The organism is Microbacterium sp. SORGH_AS_0454 (assembly GCF_031453395.1).
GTDB lineage: Bacteria > Actinomycetota > Actinomycetes > Actinomycetales > Microbacteriaceae > Microbacterium.
Map to the genome: position 1 here is coordinate 1,707,629 of NZ_JAVIYS010000001.1, position 14,105 is coordinate 1,721,733.

The 14,105-nt window shown below is 70.3% G+C and carries 17 protein-coding genes; 10 read left to right on the forward strand and 7 right to left on the reverse strand.

Going from position 1 to position 14,105, the window contains the following annotated elements; genetic code table 11:
* The first annotated feature begins 135 nt into the window (after positions 1-135).
* Positions 136-492: a sterol carrier family protein gene (locus QE454_RS07915; protein WP_210072493.1), complete on the forward strand. Its 357-nt coding sequence runs from the start codon at positions 136-138 to the stop codon at positions 490-492.
* Positions 493-769: 277 nt separating this feature from the next.
* Entirely contained in the window at positions 770-1,105 is a 336-nt protein-coding gene (locus tag QE454_RS07920; protein WP_307456297.1) for a potassium transporter Trk, read from the forward strand.
* A gap of 18 nt (positions 1,106-1,123) precedes the next feature.
* On the opposite strand, the gene QE454_RS07925 is transcribed toward QE454_RS07920, so the two are convergent.
* Positions 1,124-1,735 carry a zinc-binding alcohol dehydrogenase gene (locus tag QE454_RS07925; RefSeq protein ID WP_210072491.1) on the reverse strand — a complete coding sequence of 204 codons (612 nt, stop codon included), beginning with the start codon at positions 1,733-1,735 and terminating at the stop codon, positions 1,124-1,126.
* Between the two features lie 92 nt (positions 1,736-1,827).
* Between QE454_RS07925 and purM the strand changes: the two genes are divergently transcribed.
* The 3 genes from purM to QE454_RS07940 are packed head-to-tail and all read left to right on the forward strand — an operon-like array spanning position 1,828 to position 5,666.
* Positions 1,828-2,970, forward strand: coding sequence for a phosphoribosylformylglycinamidine cyclo-ligase (gene purM / locus QE454_RS07930; RefSeq protein ID WP_210072490.1), 1,143 nt, complete (start codon positions 1,828-1,830; stop codon positions 2,968-2,970).
* 6 nt (positions 2,971-2,976) lie between these two features.
* Complete coding sequence (gene purF / locus QE454_RS07935; protein WP_307456294.1) at positions 2,977-4,452, forward strand: amidophosphoribosyltransferase; 1,476 nt, start codon at positions 2,977-2,979, stop codon at positions 4,450-4,452.
* The gene (locus tag QE454_RS07940) at positions 4,449-5,666 is read left to right on the forward strand and encodes a CynX/NimT family MFS transporter (protein ID WP_307456292.1); all 1,218 of its coding nucleotides are present in this window, start codon (positions 4,449-4,451) and stop codon (positions 5,664-5,666) included. The genes purF and QE454_RS07940 overlap by 4 nt, the downstream gene beginning before the upstream one ends.
* 37 nt (positions 5,667-5,703) lie before the next feature.
* Here QE454_RS07940 and QE454_RS07945 read toward each other — a convergent pair whose 3' ends face one another.
* From QE454_RS07945 to QE454_RS07955, 3 genes are all read right to left on the reverse strand, one after another.
* Entirely contained in the window at positions 5,704-6,456 is a 753-nt protein-coding gene (locus QE454_RS07945; protein ID WP_210110586.1) for a L,D-transpeptidase family protein, read from the reverse strand.
* 81 nt (positions 6,457-6,537) lie between these two features.
* On the reverse strand, positions 6,538-7,311 hold the full coding sequence (locus QE454_RS07950) for a hypothetical protein (protein ID WP_307456290.1): 774 nt from the start codon (positions 7,309-7,311) through the stop codon (positions 6,538-6,540).
* A 265-nt stretch (positions 7,312-7,576) separates the two neighbouring features.
* On the reverse strand, positions 7,577-7,759 hold the full coding sequence (locus QE454_RS07955) for a DUF3073 domain-containing protein (protein ID WP_056225789.1): 183 nt from the start codon (positions 7,757-7,759) through the stop codon (positions 7,577-7,579).
* A gap of 163 nt (positions 7,760-7,922) precedes the next feature.
* Between QE454_RS07955 and QE454_RS07960 the strand changes: the two genes are divergently transcribed.
* Complete coding sequence (locus tag QE454_RS07960) at positions 7,923-8,438, forward strand: universal stress protein (protein ID WP_307456288.1); 516 nt, start codon at positions 7,923-7,925, stop codon at positions 8,436-8,438.
* Positions 8,439-8,442: 4 nt separating this feature from the next.
* Here the strand turns inward: QE454_RS07960 and QE454_RS07965 are convergent, their stop codons facing one another.
* Both QE454_RS07965 and QE454_RS07970 read right to left on the reverse strand, forming a co-directional pair.
* Positions 8,443-9,048 (reverse strand): PadR family transcriptional regulator, encoded by a 606-nt coding sequence (locus tag QE454_RS07965; protein WP_210072484.1) that lies wholly within the window; start codon positions 9,046-9,048, stop codon positions 8,443-8,445.
* Entirely contained in the window at positions 9,048-9,893 is an 846-nt protein-coding gene (locus QE454_RS07970; RefSeq protein ID WP_210072483.1) for a DUF4097 family beta strand repeat-containing protein, read from the reverse strand. Before QE454_RS07970 ends, QE454_RS07965 begins: the two co-directional genes overlap by 1 nt.
* A gap of 202 nt (positions 9,894-10,095) precedes the next feature.
* Between QE454_RS07970 and QE454_RS07975 the strand changes: the two genes are divergently transcribed.
* From QE454_RS07975 to QE454_RS07990, 4 genes are all read left to right on the forward strand, one after another.
* Positions 10,096-10,353: a Rho termination factor N-terminal domain-containing protein gene (locus QE454_RS07975; protein WP_210072482.1), complete on the forward strand. Its 258-nt coding sequence runs from the start codon at positions 10,096-10,098 to the stop codon at positions 10,351-10,353.
* A 4-nt stretch (positions 10,354-10,357) separates the two neighbouring features.
* On the forward strand, positions 10,358-11,323 hold the full coding sequence (locus QE454_RS07980) for a DNA topoisomerase IB (RefSeq protein WP_210072481.1): 966 nt from the start codon (positions 10,358-10,360) through the stop codon (positions 11,321-11,323).
* A 51-nt stretch (positions 11,324-11,374) separates the two neighbouring features.
* Positions 11,375-12,445 (forward strand): LacI family DNA-binding transcriptional regulator, encoded by a 1,071-nt coding sequence (locus tag QE454_RS07985; RefSeq protein WP_307456281.1) that lies wholly within the window; start codon positions 11,375-11,377, stop codon positions 12,443-12,445.
* A 105-nt stretch (positions 12,446-12,550) separates the two neighbouring features.
* Positions 12,551-13,207 carry a heme utilization protein gene (locus tag QE454_RS07990; protein WP_210072479.1) on the forward strand — a complete coding sequence of 219 codons (657 nt, stop codon included), beginning with the start codon at positions 12,551-12,553 and terminating at the stop codon, positions 13,205-13,207.
* A gap of 49 nt (positions 13,208-13,256) precedes the next feature.
* Here QE454_RS07990 and QE454_RS07995 read toward each other — a convergent pair whose 3' ends face one another.
* Positions 13,257-14,093, reverse strand: a complete 837-nt coding sequence (locus QE454_RS07995) for an inositol monophosphatase family protein (RefSeq protein WP_210072478.1) — start codon at positions 14,091-14,093, stop codon at positions 13,257-13,259.
* Positions 14,094-14,105: the final 12 nt, after the last annotated feature.

A 14,105-nucleotide genomic window follows, 5' to 3' on the forward strand; every position in this document is an offset into this window, starting at 1 on the left:
AACCTCAGGCATCTGCAGGATCTCAGCCCTCGGCGGAGGGGTGTCGCTGAGGTTGCGCGAATCGCCGAGGGTGTGCGCGAGCCGGTCGACGCAGCCCCCGGACCGCGTCGCCATGTCGCAGGTACCGTGGATGCCATGCCTCCTCGCCGTATCGAGACCGGAGACGGCCGCGCAGCTCTCGCCGCCGTCCGCGCCGGAGACGCTCCGCGCCCCGCGACCGCCACGGCCGTGCGGTACCTCCTGCAGCTGCTCGTCGAGAAGGCCCCCGGCAACTCGGTCGAGATGCGCGTGCCGCCCTTCGGCGCCGTGCAGGTGATCGAGGGTCCGCGCCACACCCGCGGAACGCCCCCGAACGTGGTCGAGACCGACGCCGCGACCTGGATCGCCGTCGCCACGGGCGAGGAGCACTGGGCGGATGCCGTGACCGACGGCCGCATCGTCGCCTCGGGCGTCCGCGCCGACCTCAGCGCGCTGCTGCCGCTGCGGCCGTAGGCGCGGGCGAGGCGTTCGGCCCGTCGGACCGCGTGCGTTCGCCGGAGACGCCGGCGATTGCCGCGGACAGGCGGTGTCCTCGTCGCACGGATGCATCTTCGACCCTTCCCGCGGGGCCCGCGATTCGCACGCGCCCCGCGTCGGCGCCGCAGGGGGTCGCCGTCGTGGACCGCCGCGGCCCCCGCAGCGAGCCACGCGGCCGGGGAGGTGGCATCCGGTATCTCGACGCCCGCGCATTCCCGCCCCGCCGATCCACGAGCGGTGGGACAATGGAGGCATGGCCGAGCAGCCCGTCCCCCAACAACCGTCGTCCCCGCGTGATGAGCGACAGACGCTGACGGTTCGTCGCGCCCCGAAGTACGGCGTGTTCCTGGCGGCGGGGGCGTTCGCCGGCATCCTGATCGCTCTCGTTCTCACCGTCTTCGTCGACGGCTCCGCCGTCAGCCCCTACACGCAGGTCGTCTACTCGCAGATGCAGGTCTTCGGCTTCACGGCCCTGATCTTCGTCGTGCTGGGCGTCGCGGTCGGCGCGATCGTCGCCCTCATCTTCGAGCGCACCGTGGGCGGTCGCACGCGCCAGGTCACCGTCGAGCACGAGCAGCACGGCGTCTGACGGACAGACACCGGCCCTTCACGCCAGTTCGGCGATGATCGGGTGGATCGCGGTGTCGAAGGCGGCCACATCGCCGCGCAGACCGTCGGTCACGGCCACCGTGAGCGATCCGATCCACCACACGCCCCGTTGAGCGAGCGGAAGCACCTGCACGTTCAGCTCGAAAGAGTGCGCGCGTCGGCCCACGGCCCGCTCGTGCGCGGCGATGGCGCTCGCGTACGCGCGGTACGACACCCCGGGCCGGGCAGCAGCCTCGTGGGAGTAACGGTCGTGAGCGAGCCGGGCGAAGTCGACGGCATCGTCGGCGTGCGCCCGGATGGCCCGGCGGAGCGTCTCGGACCCCTCGATGGGAAGGGTCACGAGCGTCTCGAACCCGTCGATCAGCTCGAGGGGAACGGGGGAGGGGTGCGCCTGCGGCTCCACCGTCATCGCCCAGTACTCGCGCCATTCGCGTTCGAGCTGCGCGTGCGCGGCATCCGTCCGCTCCTGCACCCAGGGAGCCGGGACGCGTCGTAGCGCGGGGAGGTCCTCGGGAGAACGGATGCCGAGAACCTGGCGCAGATAGAGCGCGACGAGCACCGATTGTGCCGCGTCTTCGCGGATCACCCATTCCGGCTGGCCGCCCGTCATGGCGCCATTGTAGGGACGGGGGGAGGCGTCGGGGTCGGCCTTGCGTTGCCGGGGCGGTGCCCGCGCGTGTCCGCCGCGGGTACTCTGGTCGGGTGGCCTCAGCTCCCCACGAAAACCCGTACTCCGCCGCAGGCGTCGATACCGCCGCCGGAGATCTCGCCGTCGAACTGATGAAGTCGGCCGTGCGTCGCACGCATGGGCCCGAGGTACTCGGTGGGGTCGGCGGTTTCGCCGGTCTCTTCGACGCCTCCGCGCTCCGCGACTACACGCGGCCCCTGCTCGCGACCAGCACCGACGGTGTCGGCACGAAGGTCGCGATCGCGCAGGCCATCGACAAGCACGACACCATCGGCGAAGACCTCGTCGGCATGGTCGTCGATGACATCGTCGTGGTCGGCGCCCGTCCGCTCTTCATGACCGACTACATCGCGTGCGGCAAGGTCGTACCCCCGCGCATCGCCGACATCGTCGCGGGCATCGCGCGCGGCTGCGCCATGACCGGGACCGCGCTCGTCGGCGGCGAGACCGCGGAGCACCCGGGTCTGCTGGGCGTCGACGACTACGACGTCGCGGGAGCGGCGACCGGCGTCGTCGAGGCCGACCGCATGCTCGGCGCCGAGCGCGTCCGCGCGGGCGACGTCGTGCTGGCCCTCGCCTCGAGCGGCCTGCACTCCAACGGCTACTCGCTCGTGCGCCACATCATCGCGGGTGCCGGGATCGCCTACGGCGCCGCCTCCGCCGACCTCGGCGGCACCTGGGGCGAGGCGCTGCTCGAGCCCACCCGCCTCTACACCTCGCCGCTGCTGCGTCTGCTCGACGACGCGTCGGCGGGCGTCGGCATCCACTCGCTCAGTCACGTCACCGGCGGGGGCATCGCCGCCAACCTCGCGCGCGTGCTGCCGCAGGGCACCTGGGTCGATGTCGACCGTTCGACGTGGAGTCCCTCGCCGGTCTTCCGCGTGCTCGCCGACATCGGCGGACTCGACCTGATCGCGACCGAGGGCACCTGGAACCTGGGTATCGGCTTCCTCGCCGTGGTCTCGCCCGAGATCGCGGACGCCGCGACCGCGGCGCTGCAGGCCGACGGCATCGCCACGTGGCAGGTCGGCGTCGTCCGCGACGGCGCCCGGCCCGAGGGCGAGTACGAACAGGGCGCGAAGGGCGTCGACGGAGGCGCCGTGCGCCTGGTCGGAACCTACGCGGATGCCGGTGCGCCGGCGAACGGAGCAAGCTAACACCCCATGTGCGGCATCGTCGGCATGGCCGGGCAGGGCCCGGTCAACCAGGAGATCTACGACGCGCTCCTGCTCCTCCAGCACCGAGGGCAGGACTCCACGGGCATGGCCACGGCCGAGTCCAGCGGCGTCTTCCACATCCACAAGGCCCGCGGACAGGTGCGCGAGGCCTTCCGCACGCGCGACATGCGCGCCCTGCTCGGCGATATCGGTCTGGGCCACGTTCGCTACGCCACCAAGGGCACCGCGTCGAACGAAGAAGAGGCGCAGCCCTTCTACGTCAACGCGCCCTACGGCATCGTGCTCGTGCACAACGGCAACCTCACGAACACGCGCGAGCTGACGACCGAGCTCTTCCACAAGGACCGCCGTCACCTCAACACCAGCAGCGACACCGAGCTGCTCGTGAACATCCTCGGCTCCGAGCTGCAGTCCGAGATCACCGGCCCCGATCTCGACCCCGCGCAGGTCTTCCGCGCGGTCGGCCGCGTGCACGAGCGGGTCGAGGGCTCGTACGCCTCGATCGCCCTCATCGCCGGTTACGGGCTTCTCGCGTTCCGCGACCCGTTCGGCATCCGTCCCCTCATCCTCGGCAAGCGTCCCGCAGCGCAGGTGCACGGCGGTGAGCCGCGCGACGAGTACATCGTGGCGTCCGAGTCGCTCGTGCTCGAGAACGCCGGCTTCGAGATCGTGCGCGACGTCGAGCCCGGCGAGGCCGTGTTCATCACCCTCGACGGCACGCTCCACGCGCAGCAGTGCGCCCGGAGCACCGTGCTCGCACCGTGCTCGTTCGAGTACGTCTACCTCGCCCGCCCCGACTCGGTCATGAACGGCGTCTCGGTCTACGAGACGCGTCTGCGCATGGGCGAGCGTCTGGCCGACACGGTCGCGAAGTACACCCCCGCGGGGGCCATTGACGTGGTCATGCCGATCCCCGACTCGGCGCGTCCCGCGGCGATGCAGGTGGCCCGCAAGCTCGGCATCGAGTACCGCGAGGGCTTCTACAAGAACCGCTACGTCGGCCGCACGTTCATCATGCCCGGCCAGGCGGTGCGCAAGAAGAGCGTGCGCCAGAAGCTCAACGCCATGTCGACGGAGTTCCAGGGCAAGAACGTGCTGCTGGTCGACGACTCGATCGTGCGCGGCACCACCAGCCGCGAGATCATCCAGATGGCTCGGGATGCCGGGGCCAAGAGCGTGACGTTCGCCTCTGCCGCCCCGCCGGTGCGCTACCCCCACGTGTACGGCATCAACATGCCCTCGCGCCACGAGCTCGTCGCGCACGGCCGCACGATCCCCGAGATCGCCCAGGAGCTCGGCTGCGACTATCTGGTGTACCAGGAGGTCGACGACCTCAAGGCGGCGATCATGGAGGGCACCGACCTGGTCGACCTCGACATGAGCTGCTTCGACGGGCGTTACGTCACGGGCACGGTCTCGGACGAGTATCTCGCCTGGGTCGAGGGCAGCCAGGAGTCTTGACCCGCCGTCGCGCGGGAACCATCGCCCTCGCCGCGACCGCGGTCGTGCTGCTCGCACTGACGCTGCGGATCGCGGTCGCCTCGCTCTCGCCGCTGCTGACGCGCATCGGCGAGGAGTTCGCCCTCCCGGCGGCCGTCGTGGGGCTGATCGGCATGGCGCCGCCCGTGGCGTTCGCTCTGGCCGGCATGGTCACCCCGGCGATCGAGCGCCGCCTCGGCCTCGAGCGCTCGGTGCTGATCGCCGCAGTCACCGCCGCGGCGATGCTGGCTCTGCGCGCAGCCGCGGTCGACGCGTGGTCGCTGCTGGGCGCGACGGCGGGAGTGTTCGCCGCGGTGGGCGTGGCGAATGTGCTGATCCCCACGGTGGTGAAGAAGTACTTCCCCGAGCGCATCGGCCTCATGACCACCGTCTACAGCACGGCGATGGCGGTCGCGACGTTCACCCCGCCGCTGGTCGCGGTGCCCTTGGCCGACGCGGTGGGGTGGCGCGGCTCGTTCGTGACCTGGGCCGTGGTCGCCCTGGCCGCCGTAGCCCCGTGGATCGCGCTGAGCCTGCGCGCCCGGGCGTCGCGGCGCGATGCGCTGGACGAGCCGCGGGCGGCCGTGCTGTCGCGGATCGTGCGGGTGCCGCAGACGTGGGCCCTCGTGATCACCTTCGGCGTCAACTCGTCGGTCGCCTACGCGATGTTCGCGTGGATGCCGCCCCTGCTCATCGATGTCGCCGGAGTGGATGCCGCGGAAGCCGGTGGACTGCTCGCGCTCTTCTCTTTCATGGGGTTGCCGGTGTCGCTGCTCGTGCCGATGCTCGTGGCCCGGCTCGGGCGCACGACCCCGTTCTACGTGGTGGCCGTCGCGGGCGGATTGACGGGGGTCGTCGGCTTGCTGGTGGCGCCCGCGGCGGCGACGGTGCTGTGGGTGGTGTTGATCGGCATCCCGCCGCTCATGTTCCCGCTGGCGCTCGTGCTGTTCGGGCTGCGTACGCGCTCCCACGAGACCACCGTCGCGTTGAGCGGCTTCGTGCAGAGCGTGGGGTACGGCTTCGCCGCTCTCATGCCACTGGCGATCGGGGTGACCCACGAGTTCACCGGCGGGTGGACGGCGGGGCTCGCGCTCATCGGAGTCGCGCTCCTGCTCGTCGTTCCGGCGGCGATCATCATGGTGCGCCGCGAGAGCGTCGAAGAAGCGTGGGAACGACGCACGGGGCGCGCCTGGTAGCGAGACATCCACCCCGCCCGAGCGGAACCTGCCGTCGTCAGTCGATGGTGATGGGGGTGCCGAGCGGCAGGAGGTTCGCGAGCTCGGTGATGTCGGCGTTGGAGAGGCGGATGCAGCCGTGGCTGGCCGACTGGCCGATGCTGTCGACGTCGTCGGTCCCGTGCAAGCCGATCTGGCCGGGGCCGCCGCCGAAGCTTGAGAGCACGTCCGAGAACGCGGACAGGCCGAACGCATACGGGCCGTAGCCTTCGTTCGTGGGCTTGAGCAGTTCGGTCAGGAAGAACGTGCCGTGCGGGGTCGGGGTGTTGCCGGTGCCGGTGGCGGCGCTGAAGGTCTTCACCGGCTGGCCGTTCTTGAGCAGCGTCAGGGTGTTGTTTTCGGTGGACGCCTCGAGGCTGTACTCAAGTTTGTGCTGCTGAACCGCGTCTGCTTTGATCCAGCCCGTGCTGCCGTTGGGGCGTTGGGCGAGGTGCACCTGCAGCCAGTCCCCCTGGGCCGCGGCCACGAGAAGCGTCAGGGGCGCGCCGGATTGTTGCGGGTTCTGCAGGGTGGCTGTCACGCTGCCGCCGGGCTGTGCGTAGACCTCCAGCGTCGCGCCTGTCGCGGTGGCCGAGATGGCGGTCGCCGCGGGGGCGGTGGCCGTCGGCGTTGCGCTGGGGCTCGGCTGCGTCGCTGCGGACACCGAGGGGGCGGCATCCGGAGTCGCCGCCGGAGAGCACCCGGTCAGCAGCAGAATCGTCAGGAGCGTGGAGGCTCCTACGATGACGGATGCAGTCGTGCGACGGAACATGGAGGACTCCAGGGGTCGTGAGAAGCGGAAGCGCCGGGCCGGAACGAAACATCCCGGCCCGGCGCTGACAGGCCGGAGTGATCAGCCGGTGAAAGTGGCGGCGCGCTTGACCGGGGTGGCCGGGCCCGCGACGGGGGTTGAGGCCGCCGCATCCGCCGTCACCGTGAAGCTGAGCGGCGCAGCCCGAATTGCGCCCGCTTCGGTGAACGCGTCGAGGGTGTAGGTGCCGTCGTTGGCATAGTTGGTGCCGGCCTCGGGCACGAAGCGCAGCGTGACGGTGCCGGTCGCGTCAGCGACGGCGTCGGGACCGGCTTGATCGCCCGTTGTGGGGGTGGAGATACCGAATGAGACCGTGGCTCCGGGGGTGAAGCCGGCGAAGGTCGCGGTGACGCCGTCCTTCAGATACTCCGACAGCGACTGCGTCGCCGGAGTCACCGTCGAGGTCGGCTGCGGAACGACGGTGACCTGGGTGGAAGCATAGACGGTGAAGGCGTCGCCCACGTGCGTGACGGAGACGAGGTGCTGGCCGGGGTCCAGACTGGCGGGGATGCGTGCCGTGCCCTGGTACTTGCCGTCACTGCCGGCTGCCACGGCACTGCCGGTGACGGGATGCGTGGTCAGCGGGGAGCCGTCGATGGTGAAGTCGAGGCTGCCGTTCTCAGGAAAACCCGAGGCGGTGAGCGTGATGGTGCCGCCAGCTGTCACCGTCTCGGAGCTTGCGGTGAGCTGCTGGTCGGGCGCCGCCTGAGCGGAGGCTGCTCCGACCACCGTCAGGATCGCCGCGAGAAGGCCGGCGGTGAAGGTCGCTGCGGAGCGTCCGCGATGCGAACGCGTATGCCGGGGTGTGGTCGACATGAGTGTGTCCCTGTTCTGTGCAGTGACGGCATCCGACGGAAAGGGTGGACGCCATCGGCGAGCAGAGCGTCCAACGGGATCCGAAACCGGAACGGGCGCTCCGAGGGTCATCGTGTCAGAACGGAACAGAAATCACCAATATGCGCAAAACGGGACGAAACGGTTTTTGGTGCGATAGGCGAAGCCGCGCTCACCGTCTGCGGGTACGACGATCACACGACCGTGGCACCGAGGTACGAGCGGTACGAGAACGCGCGGGAAGGTGTCAGGCCTTCTCGTTGTCGTATTCGTCGCTGTACTGGTCGGCCCACTTGTCGACGTACGCGTCTTCACCCGGAGCGGGTGCACCCAATTCGCGCTCGAGAGCGGAGTAGTTCACCGAATAGGTGTCGTACTTCAGCTCACGGGCGATCTTGGTGTTCTTCGCCTTCTGACGGCCACGCCCCATGCGAGACCCCCTCACGATCGACGTCGAGGGCCGACTGTGGGCCCTGCGTATTGCGGTTCCGGACCGAGCCGGTAAGAGTAACAGCCAGGATATCACGGCGTATTCCGGCCGAGCCGTCGAGCGGCGGCCGCCGGGTCCATCGCCGTCGTCGAGAGGAGCCGTCATGACCGACCAGCCCCGCGCGAGCACCGGCAATGGAATGGTGATCGCAGGCGTCGTACCCGGGCAGTCCGCCCGCATCGTGCGCGAGGCAGCCCACTATGCAGCTCTCGCTCACGCCGAGCTGGTCGTCGCCCACGTCGATACGACGCGCTTCGTGGCCTTCGAGGATCCCGACGGCTACGTGCACTCGTCCGCCGTCGATGTCGCCGGGGCTGCGGCCAAAGCCGCCCTCGACGAGGTGCGCCGCATGACGGCCGAGGTGCTGGCAGGCAGCTCCGTCACCTGGACCGTGCGCCAGCTCATCGGAGACCCGGCGCTGGCGCTGATCCAGCTCGCCGATGAGAACGACGCCTCGCTCATCGTGGTCGGAACGCGAAAGCGCGGCCTCGGTGAGTCCTTGCGCGAGTTCCTCACCGGCTCCGTCGCCGCGCGCCTGAGCCACCGGCAGCGCCGACCGGTTCTCGTCATCCCGCAGGGAGAATCGGTCGGCCCCGAGGACGAGTTGCCGTGGGAGTGACGCTCTAGCCGCGCATCGCCCGCGCGACGGCTTCGGAGGCCTGGCCCAGCGCCGACTCGATGTCGTCGACTCCGGATGCCGCGAGCTCCCCGCCGCGCGCGACGTGCGCCCGCAGCTCGGAGCGCACGCGCCCACGGAACTCGTTGATCGCCGCATCGGCGCGCGACAGCTGCTCGCGGCTGCGCGATCGCGCGTCGTCGGCCGGGGTCGCCTGTGCCTGCTCGCGTTCGTCGCGCGAGGCGGCGGCCAGGTCGGCGCGCAGGCTCCGCATGGCGTCGCGCACACTGCCGCGCACCTCGTCGGCGATCAGGCGGACGCTGTCGGCGAGACCGGCCTGGATGCCCTCGAGGTCGCCCGAGCGTGCTGCGACTTCGGCGTGGCCGGCATCGGTGATCTCGTAGACGGTCTTGCGGCCGTCGACGGTCTTGGTGACCAGTCCCTCTTCCTCCAGCTTCGAGAGCCGGGGATAGATGGTGCCGGCAGACGGGGAGTACGTGCCGCCCGTGCGCTCCGACAGGGCCTGCATGAGGTCGTAGCCGTGCCGCGGGGCCTCGTCGAGCAGACTGAGGATGTACAGGCGCAGGTCGCCGTGCGAGAAGACGGGACTCATCACCACTCCTCCTCTCCGGCGAGTTCCTCGGGACGCAGGCCCGAGATGCCGCGGCGCAGCACGGTGATCTCGCCCGAGACGGTGTTGGCGCGCACGTCGACGAACGAGCCGGCGAGGGTGCCGGTCGAGCCGGTGTAGTTCGTCGGGCCGGAGCCGGAGCGCACGTGGCCGTCGATCTGCACGCGCCCGCTCACCGACCGCGAGACGTAGTTCGCGGGCAGGGACCGGTCGAGGCGGATGGTCGCCGTGCCGTTGACGGAGTTGAGGGTGATCGACTGGGTGGGCCCGCTCGAGTCGACGAGCATGGCGCCCGAGACGGTGTCGATCGAGGCCTTCGTGATGCGGCCGGTGGCCGCGACGTCTCCTGAGACGCTGTTGGCGCTGAGTGCGCCCTCGAGCTCGCGCACCTGCACGTCGCCCGAGACGGCGTTGAGGCTGACATCGCCCCGCAGGCCGTCGACGATGATGTCGCCCGACACGGTGTTGAGTCGTACGTCGGTGCGCAGACCCGAGACGAGCGCGCTCGCGCTCACGACGCCGAGGGTAAGGGCGACCGTGCGCGGCACCGCGACGCTCACTTCGGCCTTGGGGCCGCCGGATCCGAAGTTGCGGAAGACCTCGAGGAAGTTGTCCCACCGTAGCTGCGGGTGGTCGATCTCGAGGCGGCCGTCGACCATCTCGATGCGCAGGTCTTTGACCGTGACGCCGTGCACCTCGATGCGGGCGTCGGGCTCATCGTGCGCGATGACGTCGATCTGTCCGCCGACGAGGCCGACTTTGAGTTCACGCAGCGAGTCGATGTCGATGACGCGCGTCTCGCCGGGGTGGATGATCCACTTCTCCATGGCAGGTTCTCCTCACTCGCGATATATCGCGTTGTTCCGAGTATCGCGATATATCGCGAGTTCGTCAACCCGGACCCGCGGCGCGAGGGAGCGGAAGCTTCCCGGGTGCATCGCCGGTTGATGCTCGGGCGCGATGTCAACCCCGAGCGCGCCGGACGGCCCCCGGTCGTAGCGTCAGGAAGCGCAACGGAAGGAGACGGCCATGCCGCAGGGCAGCCTGAAAGACCCGGATCTGTACGAGGAGCTCCGCAAGCAGGGCGACTCGAAAGAGAAGGCCGCGCGCATCTCGAACGCCGCCGCCGCGCGGGGTCGAGACAAGGTCGGCGAGAAGGGCGGTCACGCCGAGAACTACGAGGACCGCACCGTCGCGGAGTTGAAGAAGCGTGCGAAAGAACTCGGTCTCACCGGGTACTCCGGCAAGAAGAAGGCGGAGCTCATCGACATGCTCCGCACCCACTGACGCGATGGCCCGACTCGTCCGCGTCCGCCCCTACGAAGATCCCGGTTACCGCCGGGTGCGCTCCGGTTCGGGGTTTCGATTCGTCGACCACACGGGCGCGTCCGTCCCCGAGCGCGACGCCGAGCGTGCCCGGGGTCTGGTGATCCCTCCCGCGTGGCGCGAGGTATGGATCGCGCGTGAGCCGAACGCGCACATCCAGGCCGTCGGCACCGATGAGGCCGGCCGCCGCCAGTACACCTACCACGCCGACTGGTCGAAGCGTCAGGACAAGGGCAAGTTCGCCCGAGCCCTCCAGCTCGCCGAGTCGCTGCCGCGAGCGCGGTCGCGGGTGACCCAGTCGCTCCGCCGCGCCGAGGCGGACCGCGAGCGGGTGCTGGCGGTGTCCTTCCGCTTCCTCGACCTCGTCGCTCCGCGCGTCGGAAATGCCCGCTACTTCGTCACCAACGGCAGTCGCGGGCTGACGACCCTGCAGAGACGGGATGCCACGGTCGAGGGCGACCTGATCCGCCTGTCGTTCCCCGCCAAGAGCGGCAAGCGCGCCGAGCTCTCGCTGCGCGATGCGGAGCTGGCATCCATCGTCGAAGAACTCGCCCTGGGGCGATCGCGGGCGGCGCTGCTCAGCTACACGCGCGGGCGCCGGCGCGTACCGCTCACTCCCGGGGACGTCAACGGCTACGTGCGCTCGCTCACGGGAGGGCCGTTCAGCGCCAAGGACTTCCGGACGCTGCGCGGAACCATCCTCGCGGCGGAGTCGCTCGCCCAGGTGGGCGCGACGGGCGGCAAGAACGAGCGCAAGAAAGCCGAGGTCGCGGCGGTCCGCGCCACCGCCGAAGCGCTGGGCAACACCCCGGCCGTCGCCAAGGCGAGCTACATCGACCCGCGCGTGTTCTCGCTGTACCGCAAGGGGCGCACCCTGGAACTGGGCGGGTCGAAGGATGCCGCGATCCGGCGGCTCATCCTCGGCGAGTGAGTCCGCCTCTCGGCGGGGTCGAACCGGCCGGTCGACCGATAGCGTGAAGGCGTGCGAGCCGAGACCCCCGACGACGGTGACCGGACGGCCCCGGCGGCGACGCCCCGCCAGACCGGAGCCGTTCCCACCATCCACGATGTGGCCGCGGCCGCGGGGGTGTCGAAGTCGGTGGTTTCGCGGGCCCTCTCGGGGGCGTCCGGTGTCGCCGCGCAGACCGTCGAGCGCGTCCGGCGGGCGGCGACAGACCTCGGCTACGTCGCCAACGCTCACGCGCGGGGGATGTCGGCTCGCCGCAGCCACACCCTCGGCGTCTTCGTCCGCGACGCCTCGACGCCGTTCTACGGTCATCTGCTGACCGCGTTCCAGGAGCAGGCGGCCGCTCGCGGCTATCGGGTCGTCACCGCGACCGGGGCCGGCTCCTTCTCGGTCGACGACGAGCGTCGCGCTCTCGAGACACTCGTGGCGCTGCGGGTGGAGGGACTGATCGTCTGCAGCGGTGCCCTCCCCGTCGAGGACATCACGCCCTTCGCGCGGCGCATCCCCGCGGTCGTCGCGGGGCGCCCGGAGCAGGATCCGACGATCAGCAGCGTGTACTGCGATGAAGTGGGGGGCGGTCGCGCCCTCGCCGACCACGTGGCCGATCTCGGGCACCGCAGGGTCGCGGTGATGACGTTCACCCCGGTCTCGTCGATCACTCAGTCCAGGCGCACGCACGCGATGGCCGAGCGCCTGAGCGAGCGCGGTGTCGACGTCGTCACCTTGCGTGGTGACGATGCCGGACCGGGGTTCGGCGGGGCTGACGCGATCGTCGCGGCCGTGCTCGCAGCCGGTGGGGTCACCGCCTTCATGGCACCGAGCGACGCGTGGGCGGTGGCGGCCCTCGAGGCGCTGCGCGTGCGCGGGGTCGCCGTTCCCTCCGAGATGTCGGTCACGGGCTACGACGGCGTCACGCCGTTCATGACCTCTCTGTTGGGTCTGACGTCGTGGCGTCAGCCGCTGCGGACGATCGGCCGGCTGTCGGTCGACGCGGTCGTCGATCAGATCGATGGCCTCGTCACCACGGTGACGCACCACGCGATCGACGGCGAGTTGATCCCCGGGCGTACAGCCGTCGCCCTCTGACGTCGTCACCGTCCGTTCACCCACCGGATGCCGCGCCGTCGACCGGGTCGCGACCGTTCCGCCCAGAATAGGGAACGTTCCCTATCGGCATCACGGAGAGTCCGCATGAACGACCACATCGCCCACAAGCTGCCCCGAGACGACAGTGATCCTTTCCGCTACGGCGTCTATCTGCGACCCGACGCGAAGACCTGCCGCGCGGTGACCACGGTGACCGATCAACTGCGCGCCCAGTACGGCTTCCTCTCCGCGGGCGCGTTTCCCCCGCACGCCACCCTCGTGGGCAGCCAGCCGTTCGGATTCTCGGAGCCCGCGGTCGTCGATGCGCTCACCGAGATGCTCGACGATCGCCCGGCCTTCGCCGTGCATAACGCCGGCGTCCGCGCGCAGGGCCGGGGCTACGTCTACGACGTGAGCGAGAACCCGGACGGCTCGGTGAACGACGACCTGGTGAGCCTGGCTCGCGACATCGAGGCGACGGTCGCCCCGTTCCGCGCGTCGATGAACAACCCCCTGCCCAACGACTTCGTCCCGGAGCTCTACCGTGGGCACCTCTCGCTCGCGTCGCACGACCTGTACGTGCGTCCCGACCTGTACGAAGAGGTGGGGGAGTTCATCCGCGAGCTCGAGGTCCCCGTCCCGGGCGGCTTCTCGGGCCGCACGGTGGTGATGTACCGCACGTCGAGTCCCGATTGGTCGGGACGCTGGTGGCAGACGATGACGTGGGAGCACGTGCGCACCTGGAATCTCGCCGGCGCGTAGTCCGGTTGGAAGAGTCCGGATGCCGCACGGTCGCGGCATCCGGACTCCCTCACTGCCCGGCCGGCATCCACTGCCCGGACAGGGCGCGCAGGTGTCGGATGAGCACTCCGTGCTCTCCGCCCGCTCCCTCCGCGACGTAGTCGAGGCTCTCCTGGGCGCGAGCGACCTCGACGCCGGAGCGGAAGCCCGTGTACGTGCCGCCGGCCCGTTCGAGGATGTGGGCTCCTGCGGCCACGTCCCAGGGGTGGGTGTCGAAGCCCATCGTGGCGTCCGCCCACCCGGCTGCGACGTGTGCGAGGTTCAGGGCCCCGCTGCCGGTGCTGTGGTGGTGCTGGTACGTGCGAGTGATCTCGGCGAGCAGGTCGAAGGCGCCCTCGCCCAGGAGGTCGACGTCGTGCTGTCCGGGAAAGCTCGTGAGCAGGGTGGAGAGTTCGGCGGGGCCGGATGCCGATCGCATCGGCGCGCCGTTCAGGCGGGCGTGCTCGGCGTCGGCCGAGAACATGTTGTCGGCCACGGGGTCGAACACGACGCCCGCGACGACCTCGCCGTCGAGCTCGGCGGCGATCGAGATGCACCAGTAGGCGAGACCGCGCGCGAAGTTGGCGGTGCCGTCGATCGGGTCGACGATCCATCGCAGGGGGGCCTCTCCCGAGCTGCCGGTCTCTTCGCCCAGGATCACCGAACCGGGTGCACCGTCCTGGAGGATCCTGGCGATGGCGGCCTCGGCCGCTCTGTCGTGGATCGTCACGACGTCGTGCACGTCGCGTTTGAACGACACGCTCATGCCCGAGCGGAACGCCGAGAGCAGGGCTGGCGCGGCCATTCGTGCGGCCGTCTCGGCCACGGCGCGGAGGTCGTCGGGGGAGGGGGAGGGATGCGTGGTCATGGTTCTCCTCGG

Bases quoted from the DNA above. Each gene is read 5' to 3' on its own strand.
- QE454_RS07915 (WP_210072493.1), top strand. From the start codon at position 136: ATGCCTCCTCGCCGTATCGAGACCGGAGACGGCCGCGCAGCTCTCGCC.
- QE454_RS07920 (WP_307456297.1), top strand. From the start codon at position 770: ATGGCCGAGCAGCCCGTCCCCCAACAACCGTCGTCCCCGCGTGATGAG.
- QE454_RS07925 (WP_210072491.1), bottom strand. From the start codon at position 1,735: ATGACGGGCGGCCAGCCGGAATGGGTGATCCGCGAAGACGCGGCACAA.
- purF (WP_307456294.1), top strand. From the start codon at position 2,977: ATGTGCGGCATCGTCGGCATGGCCGGGCAGGGCCCGGTCAACCAGGAG.
- QE454_RS07945 (WP_210110586.1), bottom strand. From the start codon at position 6,456: ATGTTCCGTCGCACGACTGCATCCGTCATCGTAGGAGCCTCCACGCTC.
- QE454_RS07950 (WP_307456290.1), bottom strand. From the start codon at position 7,311: ATGTCGACCACACCCCGGCATACGCGTTCGCATCGCGGACGCTCCGCA.
- QE454_RS07955 (WP_056225789.1), bottom strand. From the start codon at position 7,759: ATGGGGCGTGGCCGTCAGAAGGCGAAGAACACCAAGATCGCCCGTGAG.
- QE454_RS07960 (WP_307456288.1), top strand. From the start codon at position 7,923: ATGACCGACCAGCCCCGCGCGAGCACCGGCAATGGAATGGTGATCGCA.
- QE454_RS07965 (WP_210072484.1), bottom strand. From the start codon at position 9,048: ATGAGTCCCGTCTTCTCGCACGGCGACCTGCGCCTGTACATCCTCAGT.
- QE454_RS07970 (WP_210072483.1), bottom strand. From the start codon at position 9,893: ATGGAGAAGTGGATCATCCACCCCGGCGAGACGCGCGTCATCGACATC.
- QE454_RS07975 (WP_210072482.1), top strand. From the start codon at position 10,096: ATGCCGCAGGGCAGCCTGAAAGACCCGGATCTGTACGAGGAGCTCCGC.
- QE454_RS07980 (WP_210072481.1), top strand. From the start codon at position 10,358: ATGGCCCGACTCGTCCGCGTCCGCCCCTACGAAGATCCCGGTTACCGC.
- QE454_RS07990 (WP_210072479.1), top strand. From the start codon at position 12,551: ATGAACGACCACATCGCCCACAAGCTGCCCCGAGACGACAGTGATCCT.
- QE454_RS07995 (WP_210072478.1), bottom strand. From the start codon at position 14,093: ATGACCACGCATCCCTCCCCCTCCCCCGACGACCTCCGCGCCGTGGCC.